General features: G+C 66.2%; 19 protein-coding genes. 10 read left to right on the top strand and 9 right to left on the bottom strand.

Annotation, left to right across the window (positions count from 1 at the left end):
* Nucleotides 1-12 precede the first annotated feature (12 nt).
* The 4 genes from LRX77_RS01685 to LRX77_RS01700 form a co-directional block, all read right to left on the bottom strand.
* A complete protein-coding gene (locus LRX77_RS01685) occupies nt 13-1,617 on the bottom strand; it encodes a DEAD/DEAH box helicase (protein WP_231831123.1) in 1,605 nt (534 codons plus the stop codon).
* A gap of 288 nt (nt 1,618-1,905) precedes the next feature.
* Complete coding sequence (locus LRX77_RS01690; RefSeq protein WP_231831124.1) at nt 1,906-3,102, bottom strand: thiolase domain-containing protein; 1,197 nt, start codon at nt 3,100-3,102, stop codon at nt 1,906-1,908.
* Nucleotides 3,103-3,231: 129 nt separating this feature from the next.
* Nucleotides 3,232-3,915: a 3-oxoacid CoA-transferase subunit B gene (locus LRX77_RS01695; protein WP_231831125.1), complete on the bottom strand. Its 684-nt coding sequence runs from the start codon at nt 3,913-3,915 to the stop codon at nt 3,232-3,234.
* A gap of 11 nt (nt 3,916-3,926) precedes the next feature.
* The gene (locus tag LRX77_RS01700) at nt 3,927-4,634 is read right to left on the bottom strand and encodes a CoA transferase subunit A (protein ID WP_231831126.1); all 708 of its coding nucleotides are present in this window, start codon (nt 4,632-4,634) and stop codon (nt 3,927-3,929) included.
* A gap of 173 nt (nt 4,635-4,807) precedes the next feature.
* On the opposite strand from LRX77_RS01700, the gene LRX77_RS01705 reads away from it, so the two are divergent.
* A complete protein-coding gene (locus tag LRX77_RS01705; protein ID WP_231831127.1) occupies nt 4,808-5,605 on the top strand; it encodes an IclR family transcriptional regulator in 798 nt (265 codons plus the stop codon).
* On the opposite strand, the gene LRX77_RS01710 is transcribed toward LRX77_RS01705, so the two are convergent.
* On the bottom strand, nt 5,602-7,446 hold the full coding sequence (locus LRX77_RS01710; protein WP_231831128.1) for a sigma-54-dependent Fis family transcriptional regulator: 1,845 nt from the start codon (nt 7,444-7,446) through the stop codon (nt 5,602-5,604). The two genes, LRX77_RS01705 and LRX77_RS01710, sit on opposite strands and share 4 nt — an antisense overlap.
* A gap of 321 nt (nt 7,447-7,767) precedes the next feature.
* Here LRX77_RS01710 and LRX77_RS01715 point away from each other — a divergent pair, with 321 nt between their 5' ends.
* The 5 genes from LRX77_RS01715 (at nt 7,768) to LRX77_RS01735 (ending at nt 15,650) form a co-directional block, all read left to right on the top strand.
* Complete coding sequence (locus LRX77_RS01715) at nt 7,768-9,702, top strand: hydantoinase/oxoprolinase family protein (RefSeq protein WP_231831129.1); 1,935 nt, start codon at nt 7,768-7,770, stop codon at nt 9,700-9,702.
* Between the two features lie 42 nt (nt 9,703-9,744).
* Entirely contained in the window at nt 9,745-10,179 is a 435-nt protein-coding gene (locus LRX77_RS01720) for an acetone carboxylase subunit gamma (protein ID WP_231831130.1), read from the top strand.
* Entirely contained in the window at nt 10,176-12,353 is a 2,178-nt protein-coding gene (locus tag LRX77_RS01725) for a hydantoinase/oxoprolinase family protein (protein ID WP_231831131.1), read from the top strand. The genes LRX77_RS01720 and LRX77_RS01725 overlap by 4 nt, the downstream gene beginning before the upstream one ends.
* On the top strand, nt 12,350-14,671 hold the full coding sequence (locus LRX77_RS01730; RefSeq protein WP_231831132.1) for a hydantoinase B/oxoprolinase family protein: 2,322 nt from the start codon (nt 12,350-12,352) through the stop codon (nt 14,669-14,671). The genes LRX77_RS01725 and LRX77_RS01730 overlap by 4 nt, the downstream gene beginning before the upstream one ends.
* 124 nt (nt 14,672-14,795) lie before the next feature.
* Nucleotides 14,796-15,650, top strand: a complete 855-nt coding sequence (locus LRX77_RS01735) for a hypothetical protein (RefSeq protein ID WP_231831133.1) — start codon at nt 14,796-14,798, stop codon at nt 15,648-15,650.
* Between the two features lie 21 nt (nt 15,651-15,671).
* Here LRX77_RS01735 and LRX77_RS01740 read toward each other — a convergent pair whose 3' ends face one another.
* A complete protein-coding gene (locus tag LRX77_RS01740) occupies nt 15,672-16,814 on the bottom strand; it encodes a YeiH family protein (protein WP_231831134.1) in 1,143 nt (380 codons plus the stop codon).
* Nucleotides 16,815-16,857: 43 nt separating this feature from the next.
* Here LRX77_RS01740 and LRX77_RS01745 point away from each other — a divergent pair, with 43 nt between their 5' ends.
* Nucleotides 16,858-17,754 carry a LysR family transcriptional regulator gene (locus tag LRX77_RS01745; RefSeq protein ID WP_231831135.1) on the top strand — a complete coding sequence of 299 codons (897 nt, stop codon included), beginning with the start codon at nt 16,858-16,860 and terminating at the stop codon, nt 17,752-17,754.
* On the opposite strand, the gene LRX77_RS01750 is transcribed toward LRX77_RS01745, so the two are convergent.
* Together LRX77_RS01750 and LRX77_RS01755 are read right to left on the bottom strand one after the other, a co-directional pair.
* Nucleotides 17,745-18,959, bottom strand: coding sequence for a glycerate kinase (locus LRX77_RS01750; RefSeq protein ID WP_231831136.1), 1,215 nt, complete (start codon nt 18,957-18,959; stop codon nt 17,745-17,747). The two genes, LRX77_RS01745 and LRX77_RS01750, sit on opposite strands and share 10 nt — an antisense overlap.
* A gap of 2 nt (nt 18,960-18,961) precedes the next feature.
* Nucleotides 18,962-19,534 (bottom strand): hypothetical protein, encoded by a 573-nt coding sequence (locus LRX77_RS01755; protein WP_231831137.1) that lies wholly within the window; start codon nt 19,532-19,534, stop codon nt 18,962-18,964.
* Between the two features lie 262 nt (nt 19,535-19,796).
* Between LRX77_RS01755 and LRX77_RS01760 the strand changes: the two genes are divergently transcribed.
* Nucleotides 19,797-20,201 carry a phage holin family protein gene (locus LRX77_RS01760; protein ID WP_231831138.1) on the top strand — a complete coding sequence of 135 codons (405 nt, stop codon included), beginning with the start codon at nt 19,797-19,799 and terminating at the stop codon, nt 20,199-20,201.
* Nucleotides 20,202-20,575: 374 nt separating this feature from the next.
* Nucleotides 20,576-21,892 carry an MFS transporter gene (locus LRX77_RS01765; RefSeq protein WP_231831139.1) on the top strand — a complete coding sequence of 439 codons (1,317 nt, stop codon included), beginning with the start codon at nt 20,576-20,578 and terminating at the stop codon, nt 21,890-21,892.
* Here the strand turns inward: LRX77_RS01765 and LRX77_RS01770 are convergent.
* Nucleotides 21,880-22,725, bottom strand: a complete 846-nt coding sequence (locus tag LRX77_RS01770; protein WP_231831140.1) for an alpha/beta fold hydrolase — start codon at nt 22,723-22,725, stop codon at nt 21,880-21,882. The genes LRX77_RS01765 and LRX77_RS01770 overlap by 13 nt on opposite strands.
* A gap of 89 nt (nt 22,726-22,814) precedes the next feature.
* Between LRX77_RS01770 and LRX77_RS01775 the strand changes: the two genes are divergently transcribed.
* On the top strand, nt 22,815-24,212 hold the full coding sequence (locus tag LRX77_RS01775; protein WP_231831141.1) for a peptide synthetase: 1,398 nt from the start codon (nt 22,815-22,817) through the stop codon (nt 24,210-24,212).
* The last annotated feature ends 16 nt before the right edge of the window (nt 24,213-24,228 follow it).

The raw sequence follows: 24,228 nt of genomic DNA on the forward strand, positions 1-24,228 counted from the left end.
ACAGCCGAGCGGCTACCGCCCGTGGCGCTGACCGCCCTTGCCGCGCGACCCGGCGAGCTGGCCGACTCCTGATTTGCTCGAGAACTGCGCGGCGCCGCCGGAGCGGTGCCCGCCCTGCTTCGACGACGACGAGCCGCCGCGACGGCGCGAGCCGTGTGTCGAGGCGATGCCGTCGCCCGAGCGACGCGAACGACCGCCACGTGACTCCGCCGCACGACCACCGTCACGACGAGTGTCATCTCGACGCCCGCGTGCATCCGAGCTGTTCCGGTCGCCACGCGAGTCTGCGCCGTGCGAGCTGTGCCCGCGTCCGCCGTGAGACTCATGTGAGCCGTCACGCTGGCCCGATCCCTGCACGTCTCCACGACGACGACGCGACTTGCCGCGTCCCTGACGACGGTTGCCCTCGGGCGTCTCCGGCGGCTTCGGCGCGACATACGGCGCCGCCTCGCCGACCAGTTCCACGACCTCGGGCGACTCAGCGGTCACCGTGATCGGCTCGACTGAGATCTTGGCCTGTCGCAGCATGCCCTTGAGGTCGCGGCGCTGCTCGGGCAGGCAGATCGTCACGACGTCGCCCTGGTGCCCGGCGCGGGCGGTGCGGCCCGAGCGGTGCAGATAGGCCTTGTGCTCTGCCGGCGGGTCGACGTGGATCACCAGTTCGACCTCGGGCACGTCGATGCCACGAGCCGCGACGTCGGTCGCGACCATGACCTTGACCTCACCCGACTCGAACTTCGCCAGGTTGCGCTCACGGGCGTTCTGCGAGAGGTTGCCCTGCAGATCGACGGCGGGAATGCCGTTGGCCGTGAGCTGCCGCGCGAGCCGTTTGGCGTGGTGCTTGGTGCGCATGAACAGGATGCGCCGGCCGGTTCCCGAGGCGAGCCGCTCGACGACCGCCTTCTTGATGTCGGGCGAGCTGACCTCGAAGACGTGGTGCGTCATCTTGGCGACCGGCGAGTTCGCCTCGTCGACCGAGTGCAGAATCGGGTCGTGCAGAAAACGGTTGGCGAGCTTGTCGATGCCGTTGTCGAGGGTGGCCGAGAAGAGCAGGCGCTGGCCGTTCTTGGGCGTCGCATTGAGGATGCGGGTGACTGCCGGCAGAAAGCCCAGGTCGGCCATGTGGTCGGCTTCGTCCAGCACCGTGATCTCCACGGCGTCGAGACTCACGAAACCCTGCTTCATCAGGTCTTCGAGGCGACCGGGGCAGGCGACGACGATGTCGACGCCCGCTTTCAGCGCGCTGACCTGCCGCTGCTGCTTCACCCCGCCGAAGATCGTGGTCGCGCGCAGATCGTATGCGTCGGCGAGCGGCTCGATGACCGTCTCGATCTGCGTCGCCAGCTCACGTGTGGGGGCGAGCACGAGTGCGACGGGCTGGCCGGGACGGCGCTTGCCGCCCGCCAGCTCGCCGGCCAGGCGAGACACCAGGGGCAGCGAGAATGCGAGGGTCTTGCCCGAGCCGGTCTTGCCGCGGCCGAGCACGTCTCGACCGCGCAGTGTGTCAGGCAGGGTGTCTGCCTGGATGGGAAAGGCCTCGGTCTTGCCGTCGGCTTCGAGCACCGAGACGAGCGGTGCGGGAACGCCGAGTTCGGCGAAGGTCTTCTGAGTCGTCATGATGTGTGTGACTTTCTGCGGTCATGCAGACCGCATGCGTCACCGTGCACAGACGCGTGGCCGCGCGGTCAAGCGCGGCAGCATCGAGCTGGTGACTGATGTGGCGAAGGCGCCGGTCGGCGCATCCGTTCGCCGTATGAAAGAGATCTCTGCACGGCAGACACAGAACCATGTGTGCAGTGCGAACTCGTGAAGAGTTCAAGAGGCGTTCTACGACGCGGGCGAGCATGTGTGCTCGCCGACCTCAGATACTAGCACAGTCACCGGCTCGACGATCGTGAATGACGGTCAGGCCCGCTCGAGAATGCTCGCGTAGTTGGCGACCGCTGTGCCGCCCATGTTGAGGATGCCGACCGATCGTGCATCAGAATGCTGAATCGGCCCGGCCGTGCCAGTCACCTGCATGGCGCCCAAGACATGCTGCGAGACTCCTGTGGCCCCGACCGGGTGCCCCTTCGCCTTCAGCCCTCCGCTGAGATTAACCGGCAGACGACCATCAGGATAGACCGTTCCGTCATCGAGCACGCGGTGCCCCTCGCCGGGCCTGCTCAGACCCAGCGCCTCGTAGAGAATGAGCTCGGCGATCGTGAAGCAGTCGTGCACCTCGAGCAGGCTGAGGTCGCGCAACTCGTAATCTGCGCTGGCCATGGCGCGCTGCCAGGCAGCGCGCGTACCGGCGAACGCCGTCGCATCGCGTCGGTCGCTCGGCAGATAGTCATTCGCCTGCGCGAACCCCCTGATCAGCACCGAGCCGTGCTCGGTCTGCGGTGCCGAATCCCGACGCGAGATCACCAGCGCCGCTGCGCCGTCAGACACGGCCGAGCAGTCGGTGCGCTTCAGCCGGCCGGCAACAATGGGGTTGCGATCAGAGACCGTGCGACAGAAATCGACGTCGAGCTCTTTGCGCAGGTGCGCCAGTGGGTTGCGGGCACCGTTCGCATGATTCTTCGAGGCGATCATCGCCAGAGCGTCTTCGACGTCGCCATAGCGTTCGACATAGGTGTCGGCGATATCGGCGAACATCTGGGCGAAGCCACCGGTCGATTCCTCGCCGGCAAGCTCATAGCTCGCCCCCAGCAGGGCGGCTCCCACCTGCTCGCTTGACGCCGATGTCATCTTCTCGACACCGATGACCAGCACGTGTCGCGCGTCGCCCGCGCGAACCGCGCGCAGGCCAGCGGCGACCGCGGCCGATCCCGAGGCACAGGCGTTCTCGACACGCGTCGCCGGCGTGAAGAGCAGATCGGGGTGAATCTGCAATGCCAGTGAAGACGGAAACCCGACGGGAACGAGGCCAGAGTTGTAATGGCCGATGACGATCTCTTCAATGTCTGCGGGCTCGACGGCGGCGCTCGCCAGGGCCTGCCTTCCAACCGTGACGATGAGCTTTTCGAGGTCGTCGTCGAGGCGACCGAATCTGGTGTGGGCCCAGCCCGTGATGAGCGGGTCGGCGGATGTGGCGATGAAGGGGGTGGGTGCGTTCATGGTCTCTCTTCTCTCAGTGCAGCTCGCCCTGCGGTCGTGATCGATGTGGTGACGCGTGCGGGACGTCGTCGCACTGTGCAGCGTCGTGTCGTAATGCTCCCTCGCAGACCTCGGGAGGAATGACGGCTTTCAGGGAATGGGGTCAGACTCAGCAGCCAGATGACCGATGGTGCGCAGCTCGCCCGAGACGCTGAAGGACGCCTCGGTGCGACGCGTGATCTCGTCGACATCAGCGTCAGCGCAATGGGCCACGAGGCTCAGCCCCTGTGGCGTGACATCGAAGACGGCGATGTCGCTGATGATGCGATCGACCACGCCTGCACCCGTGAGCGGCAGATCGCAGTGCTGCTTGATCTTCGCGCTGCCGTCACGGGCGTTGTGATCGGTGAGCACGATGATGCGTCGAGTGCCCGCGACGAGATCCATGGCACCGCCCATGCCCTTGACCATCTTGCCCGGAATCGTCCAGTTGGCGAGGTCTCCATTGGCTGCGACCTGCAGTGCGCCGAGCACGGCGATGTCGATGTGGCCGCCCCTCACCATGCCGAACGATACCGCTGAATCGAAGTAGGTCGCGCCGGGCAGCACGGTGACGGTCTGTTTTCCCGCATTGATCAGGTCAGCATCTTCCTCTCCCTCCCAGGGAAATGGCCCGACCCCGAGAATGCCGTTCTCAGAGTGCAAGGTCACATGCACTCCGTCGGGAATGTGATTGGCGACCAGTGTCGGAATGCCGATGCCGAGATTGACGAAGTCGCCGTCGCGCAGCTCGAGCGCGGCGATCGCCGCCATGTCTTCACGTGTCCAGGTCATGATCGCTCCTCTCAGACCAGCGCCCGTGCGCGCACGGTGCGCACTTCGATCGGCTTGTCGCGGTTGCTGCTCTGCACGATGGCGTTGACGAACACGCCGGGTGTCACGACGACCTCGGTACCGAGTGTGCCTGTGTCGACGATGTGCTCCGCCTCGGCGATGGTGAACCGCGAGGCGGCGGCCACGAGTGGGTTGAAGTTTCGTGCAGCAGCTCGATAGACGAGGTTGCCTGCGCCGTCAGCCGTGTGCGCGTGCACCAGTCCGAGATCGGCTTTCAGACCGAGCTCAAGCACGTGAGCCACGCCGTCGAATTCTCGGGTCTCTTTGTTCGCGGCCACCTGTGTGCCGACTCCGGTTCGCGTGTAGAAGCCGGCGATTCCTGCTCCCCCGGCCCTCAGACGCTCGGCCAGCGTGCCTTGCGGCACGAACTCGACCGCGACATCGCCATTGAGAAACTGCTCGGCGAAGACCGCGTTCTCGCCGGCATATGAGCAGATCACCCGATCGACCTGACGGCCGTCGAGCAGAATGCCCAGCCCACAGCCGGCAATGCCCATATTGTTCGAGATGATCGTCAGGTGTCGCGCGCCGGTGTCGCGCAGCGCATCGATGAGGTCGAACGGCGCGCCGCTCAGACCGAAGCCTCCGACCGCGATGACATCGCCGTCGCGCACACGGCTGGCGAACGCTTGGGCAGCATCCACTTTCTGCAGCATCATGGCACCTCCTTGTCCATATAATGAACACCACTCTGTGTTCGGTGCGGTTATGGTATTGACAGAGAGCACAAGGGTCAAGATGATATTCGAGCAGATGGCCTGCCGACAGTCTGCAGCAGAAGTTGAGACCCCTCACAGATGCTCACATTGTGATCAGCATGTAGAAAGGCGCCATGACCACCTCGACACCCGGATCGCAGACGCTCGAACGTGGCATCGCGCTGCTTCGTCTGATCGCCACCCGTCCCAGCCAAGGCATGACCACGGCCGAACTCGTCGGGGCGTCGGCTCTGACCCGTCCGACGGCGCACCGCCTGCTCACCTCGCTCGAACGGCTGGGCATGCTCGAACGCGATGAGAGCGGCAGGCGCTGGCTGCTCGGGCCAGAGCTGTATGTGCTCGGCACGCTGTCTGCGCAGCGCGTGCAGGTCGAGGCACGAGCCCGACCGCATCTGCGCCGCATCGCCGATCTGACTGAAGAGAGCGCTTTTCTCTCGGTGCGGCGAGGCGCCTTCACCGTCTGCCTGGCCCGCGAAGAGGGCGCATTCCCGATCCGCTCGTTCGTTCTGCAGGTCGGTTCGCGTTTTCCCCTGGGGGTCGCCAGCGCGGGCATGGCCGTCATCGCTCGACTCGAAGACGCTGAGGCCGATGAGATGCTCGCCGCCAGCGCAGACGAGCGCGAAGCGTACGGGACAGCCTTCGACCTCGACACCGTGCACGAGCAGATGGCTGAGACCAGACGTCGCGGCTATGCGCTCAATCCCGGCAAGATCGTCAACGGCAGCTACGGCATCGGCGCCGCAGTCCTGAGCGCGCAGGGCCGACCGGAGTGGGCCCTCTCAGTGACCGGCATCGAACAGCGGCTCAGCGGCGAGCGGGGCGCCTGGATCGGTGACCTGCTGAGGCAAGAGGCTCAGGCCCTCGGCCAAGAGCTGCGCCATGAGCTCTCAGCACCCGCTGCAGAAGCCTAGACGCCACGTATGCCGTAGGCCTCGAGTTTGCGATAGAGCGATGAACGCGAGATGCCGAGATGCTCGGCAGCCCGACGCCGGTTGCCCTGCACGCTGCGCAACACGGTGATGATGGTGTCTCGCTCGGCACGTTCCAGCTCGCCGGCTGTGCGCGTTCCCTGCTGCAGACACTCGACGGGCAGGTCATCGACACGAATGCTGCCGCTCGGTCGCACACGCAGCACGTGCGAGATCACCTGCTCGAGCTCGTGCAGGTTTCCCGGCCACATGTAGGCGCCCAGTGCGCGCAGAGCGGTCCATTCGACCACACGCGGCCGACCGCGCCAGCGCTCCGCGAGCATCCGCTCGACGATGCGGGGAATGTCATCGCGCCGCTGGCGCAGCGCCAGAGCGGTCACCGAGAAGTCGAAGGCGTCGAAGACCGAACGCACATCGGGCTGGAGCGTCGCGAAGTCGACCGGGGCCGAGGTAGCTGCCAGCTGAACCTCGCCGTAATCGCCGCGCTGAACCCGCCCATGCAGGCTGATCAGCCGCCGAGCGCCCGTCGAGCAGAGTTCGTTGACCGAACGGAAGACCACCAGCGCTCGCCCCTCGATCGCGCTCAGTGCGACGTGCAGATCGCGTTCGTCGCCCGCTGCCAGCTCATGCGGAGTGACCACCATCGTGTGCACGATTTCGGGCACCTCACGACTGAGCTCTTTGAGCATCGAGAGCTTGCCGGTTCCGGGTTCTCCGATCACCATGGCCGGCGTCGCCGCGGCGAGGGCCGCTGCCAGCTCGGTGCAGGCTTGAATCATCGCGGGTGTGGTGCTCAGTGTGCTCGCGCTCGGCGAACGCAGCAGCAGCGATTCTTCGTGCGCACCCGCATGCTGTGCGCCGGCTGACGTGATCGGCTCGCGCTGCGCAGTGATGACGGCTCTCGGTCTCGTGCTCACGCGGCGCACCCGTGCCACGACTCCAACTGCACGACCGGCGACGTGCACGACCGTGACCTGCAGACGAACCCGATCACCCCGAGCCAATGTGACCTCGAGCTGTTCGTCACGACCGCGTTCGAGCAGCAGATCGAGCTGAGCTCGAATCGCCTGCTGATCGTCGGCGTCGAACTCCAGGTGTGCACGAGCGTTCGCCACTGAGACGCTCGACCCGTGAGCGAGCACGGTGGTCGCCGCGCGCGCATCGGTCAGCAGAAACGCATCGAAGATCGTACGCTGCACCACGCTGCGATCGTCAAGCAGCGCCTGCTCGATCTCACGTGCGGCCGAGTGCACGAGCGAGTGCATGAAGACGCACGAGTCGTCCACGACGCCGCTGAGGTCGAGCACGCCGTCGATGCGGCCGGTGAGCGGGTTACGAATCGGCGCACCGGAACAGGTGAAGTTGACGAACTGATTCTGAAAGTGATTCGTGCTGGTGATGTGCGCCCCGCGGCCAGACGCCAGCACCGTGCCGACGCCATTGGTGCCGACCTGCGCCTCGCTGTAGTCGAACCCTGGGGCGAGCTCCACCGCATCGAGGGCCTCGGCAGTGCGTCGATCGGTGTCGAATCGGGCGAGAACGCGAGCCGAGCCGTCGCTCAGCGCCACGCTCAGCCCGAGCTCTGCAACCGACTCGGTGAGCCGGTGCAGCACCGGCTGCGAGCACGAGAGCAGACGCGACTCGTCGATGACCCCGAGGTAGGGGGCGCCCTCTGCGGTGCGTTCGACACCGGCCTGCTGCGAGCGTCGCCATGATGCGAGCACGAACTCGACCGTGTCAGGCCCACGGGTGTGTCTCGCCGCATGCGACCCACGGTGTGTGTGCGCGACGGCGCTGCTGGTGATCGGCTGCTGTACCGGCATTCTGGACTCCTTCGTCCTGGGACTTCTTCGTCCACATCGTGCTGCCTTGCAGCCTAGGCAGGCGTGTCCCCATCTCGAAAGCTCGCGCCCGGATCGTATTGTTTTCCGCTGCACGACAGCGGTGATGAGCCGAGACAGTCTCGGACAGAGCTCGACGCAGACGGCGCAGAGACAGCGAACAAGAGGTGGTCCGAGGCGTCAGACGCGAAGTCGTCTCAAAATCGGACACTCGCCGTCTGCGGCAGCTGTCGACACTGGTTCACAGCGATCCCTGGTCTGCCCGGGCATCGCGCAACATCTGATCTGAGCAAAGGAGCTCACATGGGACGACTCATCAATATCGACAATGGCGGCACTCTGACCGACATCTGCGTCTGGGATGGCGACCGCGTCTCGTACACGAAGACGCTGACCACTCCGTTCGATCTGTCGCAGTGCCTGTTCGACGGCATTGAGAAGGTGTCTGGAGAGGCCACCGGAGTGACCGACCTGGCCGGATTTCTCAGCGGTGCACGCCACGTTCGCTACTCGACGACACAGGGCACCAACGCCCTGGTCGAGCGGAAGGGTCCGAAGATCGGCCTGATCACCGATGATGACGCCCTCGTCGACCAGATGAACCGCACCGAGGTCGAGAGAGACCTCTTCTCGGGACTGGTCGGCGGCCGAACGGCCGTCATCGACACCGCTGTCGACGACGAGCAACTCGCCGAAGGTCTCGTGCAGGTCGTGAACCGGCTGACCACCCAGGGAGCGGCGCGACTGGTCGTCGGCCTGGTCTCAGACGGCGAGGCACAGGAGCGTCGCGTGCGCAGCGTGCTGCTGCGCGCGTTTCCCCGGCATCTGCTCGGTTCGGTGCCCGTGCTCTACTCGTCTGACTTCGCAGCAGACCGTGACCACCCGCGGCGCGTGTGGTCGAGCATCATCAACAGCTTTCTGCACCCGACCATCGAGCGTTTTCTCTACAACACCGAGCATCGGCTGCGCGGGCACCGCGTGCGCAACCCCCTGCTCATCTATCGCAATGACGGCGCCTCGTCACGAGTGGCCAAGTCGGTCGCGCTCAAGACCTATTCGTCGGGGCCGCGTGGCGGTCTCGAGGGCACCAAGGCACTGGCAGAGGCTTACGACCTCAAGACCGTGCTGATGATCGACGTGGGCGGCACCACGACCGATGTCGGCGTGGTCGAGAACGCCGAGATCGCCACGCGCAGGCGCGGCGAGGTGCGCGGAGTCGAGGTGTCGTTTCCGCTCAGCGACGTGCAGTCTGCGGGTGTGGGCGGCAGCTCGATCATCGCCGTGGTCGACGGGCGCATCCAGGTCGGCCCTCGCAGCGTCGGGGCAGCTCCCGGCCCTGCCTGCTTCGGCTTCGGCGGCGAGCACGCGACGATCACCGATGTGAACCTGCTGCTCGGTGTGCTCGACGCAGACACCTACCTCGACGGGGCTCTCACGCTCGACCCGCAGCGTTCAGCAGCGGTGATTCGCAAGACGATCGCCGACCCGCTCGGCATCTCGCTCGAAGAGGCGCTGGTACAGGCCGAGCACGCCTACTTCGAAGCGATCGCCGCGTCGTTCGCCGATGCGATCACCGATGCGTCGACGACCACCGTCGCCGCGTTCGGCGGTGCCGGCCCGATGAGTGCCGCCGGCGCCGCTCGCATCAACGGCGTGCGTCAGGTGCTCGTCCCGAAGCTCGCCGCGGTGTTCTCTGCGTTCGGCATCGGCTTCTCAGACGTTTCGCAATCCTACGAAGTCGTCATCGATGACGGCAGCGCCGACGCCGTGAGGGCAAAGTACGATGAGATGCTCGCCCGCGCACGTCGCGATCTCTACCAAGAGGGCCATGACCTCGAAGACTGCACGATCGAGAGCGTGATCAGCGTCGAGCGCGACGGCGAGCAGCCGAGCTCATCGGCATATGCGCCCGGTGACGAGATCGCTCCTGAGCCGAACACACAGACCACGCTCACGCTGACCGCCACGCATGAGCTCCCCCACGTGCACATCGCGCCCGACAGCGCAGGCGAGCCGGTGGATGCCGTGCCGACCGCGCACCGCACCATCCGTTCGACCGCCGATCGCGTCGACGAGGTTCCCGTCTACACGCTGGTCGATCAGCCGGCCGGCGCGCGAGCGTCGGGACCGGCAATCGTCGAAGGGCCCTTCTTCACCGCACGGGTGCTCAAGGGCTGGGACTTTCGCGTCACGACAGCAGGCGACCTGCTGCTGACCGACACCACCCCGAGCGCCTGACCGTCTCACCATCAACCATCCACGAATCAAAGGAGATTCACCATGCGAGTGCCGATGACCGAGTACCTGCGCATCAACCTCGACACCGAATTATGGGAGTGTCGTGTCTGCGAGCAGAGCCTGGGCGATGCCCGGGGCAATTACAAAGAGGGAACGCTCGTCTACGACCGCGACCCGCGTGAGATTCACCAGTCGATCATCGATCCCGAGCGATACGAGTTCACCTTCGCTCCCGACCCGACCTACTGCCGCATTCTCGAGTACTACTGCCCTTCGTGCGGTGTGCAGCTCGAGACCGAGTACCTGCCGCCGGGTCACCCGCCGACGGTCGACATGCTGTGGGACATCGACTCGCTGCGCGAGCAGTGGCAGGCCCGCGGCGTCGACCCCGAACAGGTGATCACCTATGGCCCCGATGACGGCAGCGAGCCCGAGGGCGCACGGCACAGTCACGCTTCACAGGGAGGTGCAGCATGAAACGCGTATCGGTTGACATCGGAGGAACCTTCACCGACTGCTTCTTCGTCTGGGACGACAAGTATGTCGAGGCGAAGGCCCTCACCACCCATCAGAATCTGGCTCTCGGATTCAACTCCGCGCTCGACCTGGCCTGCGAGCGCGCCGGTCTCGACCGTGCACGAGTGCTCAAAGAGGTCGACTCAGTGCGGTATGCGACCACGCTGGGAACCAACGCGCTCATCGAGCGCAAGGGCCCTCGCGTGGCAGCGCTGGTCACGCACGGGTTCGAAGACACCATTCCGCTCTCGAGAGGGCGCGGATACGGCGAGGGCCTCGACCCGTCGGCGCAGCAGAATCTGCCCGGCGCCGAGCGGCCAGAGCCGCTGGTGCCACGCGGCCTGATTCGCTCGGTGCGCGAGCGGGTGAACTCGGCGGGCCGAGTCGTGGTGCCCCTCGATGAGGATGACGTGCGCACGCAGGTGCGTGAACTGGTCGACGCCGGCGCGCAGGCGATCGTCGTATCGCTGGTGAACGCCACCGAGAATCCCACTCATGAGCGGAAGATTCAGGAGATCATTCTCGAGGAGTTTCCCGCGCACCAGCTGGGGGCGATTCCCGTGCTGCTCGGTCACCAGGTCTCTGGCCGCAAGGGCGAGTACGTGCGTTCGACGTCGACGATCATCGACGGCTTTCTGCACGAGATCATGTTTCACGCCATGGGGCAGCTCTCGGGCAACCTTCGCGACACCGGCTATGAGAAGCCCATGCTCGTGATCCACAACTCGGGCGGCATGGCGCAGACCAACTCGACCGACGCGCTGCAGACGATTCACTCGGGCCCGATCGCCGGGGTCGGTGCGGGCGAGGGTCTGGCCGAGGCCACCGGCATCGGCAACATCATCACGACTGACATGGGCGGCACCTCGTTCGACATCGGGCTGATCCCCGAGGGCGGCGTCAAGCACTATGACTTTCAGCCCACGATCGATCGCTGGCTGGTCAGCGTGCCGATGATTCATCTGCTCACCCTGGGTGCCGGCGGCGGCTCGATCGCCAGCTTCGACCGCATCTATCAGGCCGTCAAGATCGGCCCGGAGTCGGCGGGCTCGAACCCGGGCCCCGCCTGCTACGATCGCGGCGGGCTCAAGCCCACCGTGACCGACGCCGACCTGGTGCTGGGCTATCTCGATCCGGACAACTACGCCAACGGCTACATCAAGCTCAATCGCAGCCGGGCCGAGTTCGCGTTCGAAGAGGAGCTGGCTGACAACCTCGACCTCGACGTCATCGAGACCGCGAAGGTCGTGAAAGACGCCGTCGACGAGCAGATGGCGATCGGCATCGCGAAGGAGCTTCGCGTGCGCGGGTATCTTCCCGAAGACTTCACGATGCTCGCCTACGGCGGCAATGGTCCGCTGCACGCGTGCGGCGTCGCCCGACATGCCGGCATCAATCGGGTGCTCGCGCCGCCATTCGCATCGGTCTTCTCAGCCTGCGGCGCCGGCAACATGAAGCAGCTGCACTTTCATGAGAAGGGCGTGCACATCGTGCTCTACAACGCATCGTCACGCGGGCTGTACGACGACTACGAGGGCTTCAACGAGATCGTCGAAACGCTGGAGCGGCAGGGTCTGGCAGATCTGAGACGCCAGGGAGTCTCACCCGATCAGGTCAGGCATCGCCTCGAGATGGATCTGCGCTACGGCAATCAGCTCGTCACCACCGCCGTGTCGTTCGACATCACCCGCATTCACGGCGTCGCTGACGTGCTGCACCTCATTCGCACCTTCTCGGACATCTACGGTCTGCGCTACGGCGCGGGCTCGCAGGCGCCCGAGGCCGGCATCCGTGTGCAGACGCTTCGTGTGGCCTCGTACGTCGACGGTGATCGCGTCGAGTTCGACTCGCTGATCTGGGATGGCGAACGCACCGAGGCTCAGCCGGTGGGCGAACGCACCATGCACTTCGTGGGTGAGTCGAAGCCCGTGTCGACGCCGATCTACGATGCGTCTGCCCTGACCCACGAGCACGTGATCCACGGCCCTGCCCTGGTGACCACTGAGAACACCTCCTATCTCGTCGAGGCCGACTGGCGACTCGAGCCGACACCGCAGGGTGCGGTCTGGTTCCTGCATGGCGATGCGAAGGCATCCGTCACCGTCTCGACGAACAACGCGAAAGGCCGATCATGACCATCATCAACGATCCCAGCACGACCACGCAGCGTCCCAAACGCGAACTGAGCGAACAGGAGCAAAAGTGGGTCGACCAGTTCATGGACGAGACCACCCTGTTTCTCGGCCCAGACCCCGAGATCATGCGCTCGCACCACATCACCGATCGCACCGACTTCGAAGACCGGTGCATCGACGGTGGCATCGATCCGCTGCGCGTCGACCGCATCCGCAAGCGCATCGCCGGAGCCCTCGACGAGGGCTTCGAGATGATGGAGGCGACCGGCGCCGCACCCGGCGCCAAGTGGGGTGACCTCACCACGGCCATCTACACGGCCGAGGGCGACGTGGCCTACCTCTCGTGTCACGGGGTGATCGCATTCTCGGCGATTCTGCACCACCCCATCCGCTTCATCAACAAGTACTGGAAGGACGAGCCCACCGTCGGCATCAACCCGGGCGACGGCTTCATCCACAATGACGCGCGCTACGGCAACGTGCACAACACCGACCAGTCGATGATCAGCCCGATCATGCGTGACGGCAAGATCATCGCCTGGGTCGCCGCCACGATTCATGAGGGCGAGAACGGCGCCTGTGAGCCGGGTGGGATGCCGTCGGGATCGCAGACGCCCTTCGACGACGGCCTGCGCATGTCACCGTTCAAGATCGTCGAGCGTGGTGAGCTGCGTCGCGATCTGCTCACCTTCCTGCAGCACTCCGTGCGTGATCCCAAGCTGCAGCTGGCCGACCTGAAGGTCAAGATCGGCTCGGTGAATCGCATCATCGAACGTGTCGATCGCATCATCGAGGAGGTCGGCACCGAGGAATTCGTCGGGGCGCTGCGCCTCACCGTCGAGGATGTCGAGACCGAGGTGCGTCGACGCATCCGCGAACTGCCCGACGGCACGGTGCGATTCAACCAGTTCATGGATTCGACCCTGCGTGAGAACGTGCTGCTCAAGGTCTCGGCCAAGATCACGATCAAAGGTGAGAAGATGACCGTCGATCTGCGAGGCAGCGGGTCGGAGATTCTCAACCGAGCGATCAACTCTCCGCTCTGCTCGGTCAAATCGATGATGATGCAGGCGATTCTGGCCTTCTGGTGGCCTGATCTGCCGAGGTCGACCTCATCGATGTCGCCGATCGAGATCATCTCGGACGAGCACACCTGGACAGATGCCGGCTACGACGCACCAATGGGCCAGTCTCTGCAGGCGTCGTTCCGCGCGTTCTCGGCCCTGCAGAATCCGTGGGCGAAGATCCAGTTCTCGACCCCCGAGAAGTACTCGAACGTCATCGCGCCGTGGTTCAACCAGATCAACACGTTCCTCTGGGGTGGAGTCACCCAGCACGGGGATCAGGTGGGCAATCTCTGCGCCGATCTGAACGGCATGGGCGGCGGGGCCAAGGCGTTCCGCGACGGGGAGGATGCCGTCTCACCGTTGTTCTGCGCGATGGCCGACACGGCCGAGCAGGAGGTCATGGAAGAGGAGGTGCCGTTCATGCAGCTGGTGTCGAAGCGCATCGTGCGAGACAATCAGGGCTTCGGCAAGTTCCGCGGCGGCATGGGCTACGAGATGATCGTCGCTGCCGAGAACACCCCGATGTGGGGCTTCATGACGGTGACCTCGGGTGCCAAGTTCCCCTCGATCTCGGGGTCGTTCGGCGGCTACGGCTGCAACACCTATCCGCTCAGTCGGGTCAAGGGCGTGAACGTCTACGACATCATGCGCAAGGATCCCTCGAAGTTCGATCTCTCGATCGAGAAGGTCATGAACGAGCAGCCGTTCGAAGGTGCCGACTACTCCACCAGTCACATGGGTCTGCAGTTCGACATCGCCAAAGACGGCGAGCTCTACATGATCAGTCAGGGCACCGGCGGCGGCTACGGCGACCCGCTCGACCGCGAGCCAGAGATGGTGATCGCCGATCTCGAACTCGACCGCATCTCGCCGAAGGTCGCCACCGAGATCTACAAGGTCGCCTGGGATCCGTCGAACTTCGTGATCGACGTCGCCGAGACGCAGCGGCTGCGAGACGCCGAGCGAGCCGCACGCATCAGCCGAGGCAGGCCCTACCACGAGTTCGTCGAGGAGTTCGTCACCGAAGGGCCCGCCGAAGATCTGCTCTACTACGGTTCGTGGGGCGATGACACCGACGAGCTGGTTGCGACGCACTTCACGAATGAGGGCCCGCAGCGCATCGTCGCCAAGGTCGAGGATCTGCCGATCATTCTGATGCCAGACCCGAAAGATCTCGAGATCGCCGAGCTCAAAGCGCGCGTCGGCGAACTCGAAGACCGGCACGACGATCACCAGCATCGGCTGCGCTGACGCCTGCCGTGCGCCTGCGACGCACGCAGGCATCCGGATGCGGCGCCGGCGTCCCGGTCGGCGCCGCATCTCTCGCATCTCACCCGCTCTCACGAGCCCCGCACTTCTCAGCCAGGAGGTTCTCATGCCCACCACCGATCTCACCGCCATGCTCAGCCCTGCGGCGAGCACGCGACCGACACCCGCGGTGTTCGATAGTCTCGACTATGCACAGGCCGTGCTCATCCAAGGCCGCGAGGTGCCGTGGGAGAACCCCCTGGAACTCGCCAGTCTGCTCGACCAGGCGCAGAGCCTCATGCATTCCAATGCCATTGTGTTCGACCTCGGCGGGTTCGTCGCGCACCGGCTCAAGACCGACCTGCGACTGCGGCAGCGGCTTGCGGAGCGCAGCCGCCCGGGGTACGCCTTCAAGGCCATGGCCGGCGACGATGCGCTTCGGGACGATGCCGCCGAGCTCGCCTCGATCATCGCCAAGACCGCAGGAGCCCCCCTGATCATTCGGCTGCCGTCACCGCGCGTCTGGCTCGGTGTGGCACATCAGGCGGCCGGGCACGATGATGCCGCCGTGCTCACCGCCGAAATGGTCGAGAACTACGCGGCCTACTACGCCAACTGGCTGCACGGCCTTGAGACGGTGCCGTTCGCCGCACTGCTGATCGACGATCGCTGGCAGGGCCCGGGCGATGCGCCCGAATCCGGCGATCCCCATCGTTGGACGCCGGTGTTCAACGTGGCCGATCACAACCGCTGGCTGCTGCTGCTGCACGATCATGACGGCGGGCTCGGCCTGCTCACCGCTGACGGCACCGCTGAGGAGTCTGCCCGTGCACAGGTCGTCGCCGACGCCTACTGGGCTTCGCCCGACGCGCAGCCCGATCGCCTGGCCGACGGCGAGAGCTTCAGGTTCAGTCACGTGCCGGTTGATGCGGTGCCCGAGACTGTGTTGGCGCAGCTGGCCAAGCTCGACGGCTCCGTTTGACCGCCACGCAGACAGACGCGATCATCCGAACAGCAGCACCCCTCCCAGCCCGATGCCGCCGACGACGAGGGTGGCGATCACCGCGAGGATGAAGGGTTTCGGCCCGATGCGTCGGAACATGCTGATCTTCACACCTGCGCCCAAGGCGAACATCGCCGCAGCCAGCAGCACCGACTGCGCCACACTCGCAGCGGCCACCACTGCAGGCGGCACGATGCCGAGCGACCGTATCGCCACCATGGCGATGAACCCTGCGACGAAGAGCGGCATGATGGGTGGCCGATGCGTCTGGCGGATGCCCCGGCCAGTCGGGCTCTCGTCAGACGCCGCGAGGCCGGTCGCTGCTGCGCGACGGGTGCCGACACGGCGCCAGAGCCCGACCACGGTGAGCACAGGAGCCAGCATCAGCACGCGGGCGAGCTTGACGATGACTGCGGCGGCGAGTGCCGTCGAACTCACCGTGCCGCCGACAGCCACGACCTGTGCGACTTCATGCACCGAGGCCCCGGCCCAGAGCCCGGTCTGGTGATCACTCAACCCGATCGTTCCGGCGACCAACGGCACCAGCGGAATCATCAGGGTGCCGAAGATGACGACCAGGGCAACAGCCGTCACGACTTCTTCTTCGTCATCGTCGTCGAGAACGCCGTCGACTGCTGCGACTGCTGCTGCACCACAGATCGAGAACCCACCGCCGATCAAGAGCACCTGCGTTCTCTTCATCCCCATCCACCTCCCCACTGCGACGGTGGTCAGGATGCCGACGGTCACCACGCAGACGACCACGAGAATCAGGCCGGGGCCGAGGGCGAGGATGTCTCCCAGCATGAGCTGCAGGCCGAGCAGTACGACACCGATGCGCAGTATGCGCTTTGCCGCATACGCGATGCCGGGTTCGAGGCGACTCTGCAGACGAAAGACGTTCCTGACGAGAACTCCGAGAATGATCGCGGTGAGCATGGGGCTCATCCCCGGCAGCAGCCGCACGACACCGAATGCCACCGCGGTGCCGACCGCGCAGAGCAGCAGACCAGGCCACAGCGCGGCGAGTCGGCGCCGACCCCGGGCGGTCAGCGAGTTCTTCTGAGCATGCGGTTGGGAGCTGCTGCGCTCCTGGGCGTTCGTCACTTGGTTCACAATGCCATGGTGGCCGCTCTGCGGCACGGCGACCAGTCTCAGTATCGCCTACCAGGCATATCATTGCGATATGACACATGTGTGGCCTGATCTCGCGGCGCTCGCGCTCCTCGTTGGCGTCGACGATCACGGAAGCCTGAGTGCAGCCGCCCGTGCCGCCGGGGTCGCGCAGCCGAATGCCTCCCGAACCATCGCGGCGCTCGAACGAGACCTCGGCGTGCCCGTGCTGCTGCGCCATGCCCGGGGGTCGTCGCTGACGGCGGCCGGACGGAACGTGGTCGACTCGGCACGCGAGCTGTTACAGGCCGTGCGCACCCACGAGCGGCGCATCGACGTCGTGGTCGGCGCCCAGCATCGGCGCCTCGACCTCGCCGCCAGCCTGACCGTGGCCGAGCAGCTGGTGCCCCGCTGGCTGGGCCGCCTGCGCGAGGCGATGACCGACGCCGACGTGCACCTGCAGGTGCACAACTCGACCGAGGTGGTCGACTTGGTTCGCGAGGGCGAGTGCACGATCGGCTTCGTCGAGACGCCGCAGCTGCCCGCCGAGCTGCACACCCACCTGATCACGACCGACGAACTCGTCGTCGTCGTCGCACCGACGCATCCGTGGGCGCGGCAGTCAGAACCGGTGAGTGCCGATGAGCTCGCCCGCACGCCGCTGATTCTGCGCGAGCCCGGTTCGGGCACCCGCGCCACCGTCGACCGAGCTCTCGCCGGTCGTTCTCCCGTCGCACCCGCACTCGAGGCGGGCAGCAACGCAGCAGGGCTGGCGACCGCGGCATCCGGCGCCGACCCGGCGGTGCTCAGCAGGCTTGCCGTCGCACGCTGGCTCGAACGCGGCGAACTCGTTGCCGTGCGGGTGGCGGGCGTCGACCTGCACCGCGAAATCCGCGCGGTCTGGCGCGACGACCTCGACTCCCGCGTCGCACGCCGGCTCGTCGCCATCGCGTGCGACGATCACCGCTGAGCGTCGAGCGTCGTGAAGATCTCTTCTGCGACCTGTGGCAGCAGCGCGGCAGCGTCGCGCATGGCTCGCTCAGCTGTTCCGGCCTGCTCGACGAGGGTCGCGAGACGGCGGATGCCCACTCGGGCGAGCTGCTCGTCGTCGAGCGTGCTGCGCCCCGCGATCGCCACGACGGTGGCCCCTGCGGCGGCTGCGCGGCGAGCCAGCTGCACTGGCCCTTTTCCCTGCAGCGACTGCTCGTCGAGCGACCCCTCGCCGACAACCGCCACGTCGGTGTGCTCGAGGGCGTCCGAGATGCCCAGCAGGTCGGCGATCTCGTCGCCGCCGGAGCGCACTTCGGCGAGCCGCAGCGCGATCAGCGGCGCGCTGAACCCGCCGGCGGCGCCTGCACCCTCGACGTCTTGCACGTCGGTGCCGGTCTGATGCTCCAGCAGCGACCCCCACAGCGCAAGCCGATGCTGCAAGGTGACCATGGCATCCGCATCGGCACCCTTCTGCGGGCCGAACACCTGCGCTGCACCCTGTGCTCCGGCCAGCGGAGCAGTCACGTCGCTCGCGATCACGATCGTCGTCTCGGCGAGGCGGGGGTCGAGGTCGGCGGTGTCGAGCCGCATGCCGCCACAGCCGCGCGCAGGGTTGATCCGATCGAGATCGCGCACGTCGCCGACTGCATGCCCCTGTGCGTCGAAGACGCGCAGGCCGAGCTCGGTGATGCAGCCGAAGCCGCCGTCTGTGCTCGCCGAGCCGCCGATGCCGATCACGAGCGATCGGTAGCCCTCGTCGAGCGCCAGCCGGATCAGTTCGCCGACGCCGCGTGTATTGGCGGCAAGCGCCTGGTCGGGTGCGGGACGGTCACCGGGGTCGCGGCCGGGAGCTGCCGGCACGAGTTGCAGACCGGCAGCCTGCGCCAATTCGATGACGGCGGTGTCGCCCGTCGTCGCCCACCGCGCAGGCACGAGCCCCTGATCGTGCAGTGGCCCGTGCACCTGTGCGGTGTGCTCGGTCGCGCCGGCCTCGAGAAAGGCGTCGACCGTGCCCTCTCCCCCGTCGGCGATCGGCTTGAGCGTGATCTGCGCATCGGGCACGGCCGTGCGGATGCCCTGGCCGATCAGCTGCGCCGCCTCGGCTGCCCTGAGCGAGCCCTTGAACTTGTCCGGGGCGACCAGCACGCGCAGCGCCCGATCGATGGAAGCCGGTCTGGTGTGCATGATCAGTGGTGCGCCATCAGTTCGAGACCGACGACCAGCAGGCCCAGCGCGGCTTCGGCCACCATCACCATGAGCTTCTGTCGCACCGACAACTTCAGGCGCCGCGCGGCGGCGAATCCGATGCCCACCAGCCAGACGATCAGCAGGGCAGTCGAGAGGCGCAGCGCGATCTCCAGCTTCCAGAAGTCTGCCCAGGCGGCCATCAGCATCAGAATCGGCAGGGCGATGGCCGTGGTCGCACCGACAGACGTCGATGCGGCGCGGCGCGCCTCGCGTGCGGTGAACATGCGCTCATGCGTCACGAAGTGCGCGAGAATCTCGGCGAGGAACATGGCCAGCACCGAGCCGATGACGGTGACGATCAGCGTCGCGACCGCCTGCGGCGGGGTGGCGTCTGTGTGCGATGCGAGCGTCAGCACAACGGCGAGCGCGGTGAAGGTGATGTAGATGCGCTCTTTGAGCCGCGAGGCGGCCTCGTCGCGCCCCTCGCCGGGCTTCTCCCCCGCAGGGGCGCCCTGAGTCGCGGGCGCCGGCACGGGCTTCGAGGATACTCGGGATGCTGATTCGTCGCTCATGTCTGCTCAGCCTAGCCGCAACAAATGTCGAAAGGGTCGACGGGCTACGGTGGGATCAAGCCATACCAGCAGAGAGAGGACGCTGCCTGATGTTTCAGCTCGAACGCATCGACGAAGAGCCCGCCGAGAGCGAACGCCTGCGCGCTCCGCACGATGAGCTCTGCGCCTGCGGCGTCCCAGACTTGCGCGCACAGCGTGCATCTCCGGGGTCGAAGACGAACCGTACCCGCGTTGCACGCGACCGTCCGCAGAGGTCGCAGTCATGATCCGCTTCATCACGCAGGCGGTGCTGACCGCGATCGCCCTCTGGATCACCGCCGCAATCGTTCCCGGCATCACGGTCATCCCCTTCGCTGGCGAGCCGCCGATGAACAGCATGCTGACCTATCTGCTGGCGGCTGCGGTCATCGCCTTGGTGAACGCCCTCTTCGGTACCGTGCTGCGCTTCATCAGCATCCCGCTCTACATCGTGACACTGGGCCTGTGGTCGTTCGTGCTCAACGGTCTGCTGCTCTGGACGGCCAGTCTGATCAGCAGCGCGTGGGGCTGGGGGCTGACCATCGACCATTTCTGGTGGTCTGCCGTGTTCGGCGCGATCGTGCTCGGATTCGCCAACTGGCTGGTCGAGCTGGTCGCCCGAGCGGTCGGCATCGGCACGCACGACTGAACAGAGCGCCCTCGGCGCATACGGGCTGGTGCTCATACGCATTCAGGTCTATAGTGTGCGTTTGTCGGCCGCAATGTGCAGCTGATGAGGTGTTCGAGAGGAGGTTCCGCCATGATGGCACGCAAGACATCGTTCGTCGCATCAACACGAATTATTATTCCGTCCCACTCGTCGGCGGAATGATCGAACACCAGATGCTCGGGCTCGCCTGCGAAGGCAGAGCTCGACAGGTGTGATCACCGATCCGCACATCCAGGCCCTGTCTTTGAGACAGGGCCTTTTCACTGCCCCACCAGCCGGTGTCGCAGTCAGGATGTGAAAGGTGAAACACGACAATGTCCAGCACACTGGATGAGCAGACGGCCACAAGTCGAATGCCGAGAAGCACTCATGCCGCCACAGCGGCAGACACAGCGGCGAATCTGCAGCGAGACTCGGCCCGCAAGGTGATCGCCGCCTCGATGATCGGAACGGCCATCGAGTTCTTCGACTTCTACGCCTACGGCACCGCTGCGGCGAACTACTTTCCCACCGTCTTCTTTCCGCAGGCCAGCGCGACCGTCGGCGTGCTCGCATCGCTGCTGACCTTCGCGGTCGCGTTCGTGGCTCGGCCGTTCGGCTCACTGCTCTTCGGGCACTTCGGCGACCGTATGGGTCGCAAGACCACGCTGGTCGTCTCCCTGCTCACCATGGGCACCGCGACAGTGCTGATCGGAGTGCTGCCCGGTTTCGCCCAGGCCGGGGTCTGGGCGGTCGTGCTGCTGTGCCTCTGCCGGTTCTGTCAGGGCATCGGCCTGGGCGGCGAGTGGTCGGGTGCCGCACTGGTCGCCACTGAGAACGCCCCGTCGAACCGCCGTGCGCTCTACGGCTCGTTCCCCGAGCTGGGCGCTCCGATCGGCTTCGTGCTCTGCAACGGCCTGTTCCTGCTGCTCGAGACGGTCTGCACCCATGATCAGATGCTGGCCTGGGGCTGGCGCGTGCCGTTCCTGCTCAGCGGAGTGCTCGTCGTGATCGGCCTCTGGGTTCGCGTCACGATGGAGGAGACTCCGGTGTTCAAGCTCGCCGCCGCGCAGAACCGCACGGTCAAGGCCCCACTGGTGACCACGATGCATGACCACTGGCGTGCCGTCGTTCAGGGCACGCTCGTCGTCGCAGTGACATACACGCTCTTCTACATGCTCACCACGTGGTCGCTGTCCTACGGCACGAAGACGCTCGGCTTCAGCAATCGGCAGTATCTGGCCATGCTGATGATCTCGGTGGTGGTGTTCGCGGGGTCGATCGTCGGTTCGTGCGTACTCGCCGATCATTGGGGGCGCAAGAAGGTGCTGACGCTCGCCTCGGCCGGCATGGTCGTCTTCAGCTGCTTCTTCGGCGCCATGCTCGGGCACCTCAGCGTCGCACCCGTGATGGTCTTCCTGTGCGTCGGATTCCTGCTGATGGGCGCCGCTTTCGGCCCGCTGGGCGCGTTCCTGCCCGAACTCTTCCCGGCACATGTGCGGTACACCGGTTCAGGCATCGCCTACAACCTGGCCGCCATCGTCGGTGCCGCGTTCGCCCCGTCGATCGCCACCGCGCTCGCCCGAAACGGCGTGCAGAACGTCGGCCTCTATCTCGGCCTGATGGCCGTGCTCAGTCTCATGGCGCTGTTCACCTGTCGTGAGACGAAAGACGTCGACTACCGCAGGTAACCGGCGACGCTCTGCGGCGTCTCCTGCTGCGGAGCCTGCAGCACCGCGGCATCATGGGTGGCCACGTGCTCTGCGAAGAGCCCCGGCCACGCCATGATGCCGTACGGCGTCTGGGCGACCACGAGCCGGCTGCCCCGGATCAGCGCGTTGAGCGCCTGCGCCGTCGTCATCGGGTGAGCAGGGTCGGCGATCCAGGCGAGAATCAGCGTCGGGGCGGCGATGCCTGCGAGGGATGCCGGATTCGGCAGATCCGCTTCGGCGGCACCCCGCAGCACTGTCGGCAGCAGCCCCTCTGCCACCGCCGGCCGGGTGTCGGGCACGTCGGCGAGCGCCGGCGGAGTCACGTTCCTGTGCCCCTGCGCGATGAACGCTTCGATGCCGGCGCGTTCCACCAGCTCGGCGCTGGCCAGATAGTTCTTCGCCTGTGCCCGTCGGGTGTCCCAGGCCGTCGGCGGTGAGACCAGGGTCAGGCTGGCGAAGCGTGACTGATCACGCACGGCCGCGTGCAGCAGCGTGCCGCAGCCCATCGACTGCCCCACCCCGTGCACGGTCTCACCCGGCGCCACATGGTCGAGCAGCGCAAGCAGGTCGTCGGCGAGCCGGCTCCAGCGATAGCTGGCCGCTTCGAGCGATCCGGTCGAACGCCCATGGCCGCGGGCGTCGTAGCGCAGCACGCGGTGGTCGCGAAGCGCCCGCCCGTGGTCGAGCCCGAGACGCGCATCGCGCTCGCGGCACGAAGTGAGGCCGTGCAGCTGCACGACGAGCGGCCCGTCGTCGCCACTGATGTCGTAGTCGATCTTCGCGTCGCTCAGCTCCAGCACGGGCACGGTCACTCCCAGTCGTCTTCTCCACGTGTCGGCAGAGGTGGCAGCACGTGAGATTCACACCAGAATAGCGCTCGGCGACGCGGTACAGTCAGAATGTGCGTCTGACGAACATCACCCGAGTCACGCTGCCCGCGGGCCACGTGCGCCACTATGCCGTCACGATCGGCGACGTGGTGCGCGAGCACGTGCCGATCTCGTTCGACCAGCGACGCCACGTCGGCGAGGGTGATCGCCCGGGCTCCTGGATGGCTCTGGCCTTTCGGCTGCCGCGCCATGTCACTGCTGATCAGCTGGGCGATGCCTGGGTCGACGTGGTGCGCAGACACGGCACCATGCGCACGGTGTTCTCGCGGATGCACAACGGCGCGCTGCAGCTGACCGAGCACGCGGTGAGCGCCGGCAGCTGGCATGAGCATCCTCGCTCTCCCGGCCAGCTGACGAGGGATGCTGTGCGTGAGATCCTCGATGCGCACTGCCGCCCCCTGTCGCGTCCGTCGCATCGGCTGGTGCTGATCGACCCTGCGAACGATGCGGCAGACTCCGCGCAGACCGTCGTGATCGGCTCCGATCACTCGCATGTCGACATGTGGTCGGTGCTGCTGCTCGCCCGCGACCTGCTGGCGGCTCTCGATCCGTCCGCCGTTCACGACGACGTGCTGATGCGTCTCGAGACCGGACGACCAGCTGCTCCCGGTACCACCGACGCGACGGCGGCATCCACGTCGCCTGACGAAGCGCCCGACTTCGCCGACCACACCGCAGCCCTCGCCGCACGCCCGGCGGCCACGCCCGAGGTGCTCGAGCGCTGGTCTGAGATCCTCGCGGCCGGCGATGGGCTGCTGCCCACGCTTGCGGTCGACCTCGGAGATCTGGCGCACCCTGTGCCCGAGGTGGTCGAGGTGCGCGACATCCTCGATGCCGATCGCCTGGAGCTGCTCTCGACGCAGGCTGCGGCTCTGGGGGTGCGACTGCTGCACATGGTGCTCGCCGATCTGGCCAGCGTCACCCTGAGCATGACCGGGCAGCCGCTGCGAGCGCTGTTTCCCGTGCACAGCCGCTACGAGCCGCGCTGGCATGACGCTGTCGGCTGGTTCGTGACGAACTCGGTGATCGAGTGCACGTCAGATGATCCCCGTGAGTGTCGCCAGGATGTCCAAGACGCGCTCCAGCTCGCGGCGACGCCGCTGGCGGGGATCTTCGACCCCCGCGGCGGCATGCCTGCCGGGCCGGGGATGTTCGCCATCTCATGGCTCGACACCCGTCGGCTGCCCGTGCAGCTGCCGGCAGACCTCGCGACGCAGTACGTCTCGGCGTCGCTGCGGGTCGACGGCGTGATGATCTGGTTCGTCGTGAGCCCGACCGGCTTGCACCTGCGCTGCCGCTACCCAGACACGCCGCAGGCGCGCGCAAGCATGCGCGCCTGGCTCGAAGCCGTCGTGCATCGCCTGCAGGAACGCACCCGGCACGACGCAGTGGAGCACCGCGCGAGCTGAGGCATCAGAGCGACAC

This window comes from Pseudoclavibacter sp. 13-3 (assembly GCF_021168475.1).
Lineage (GTDB): Bacteria > Actinomycetota > Actinomycetes > Actinomycetales > Microbacteriaceae > Pseudoclavibacter_A.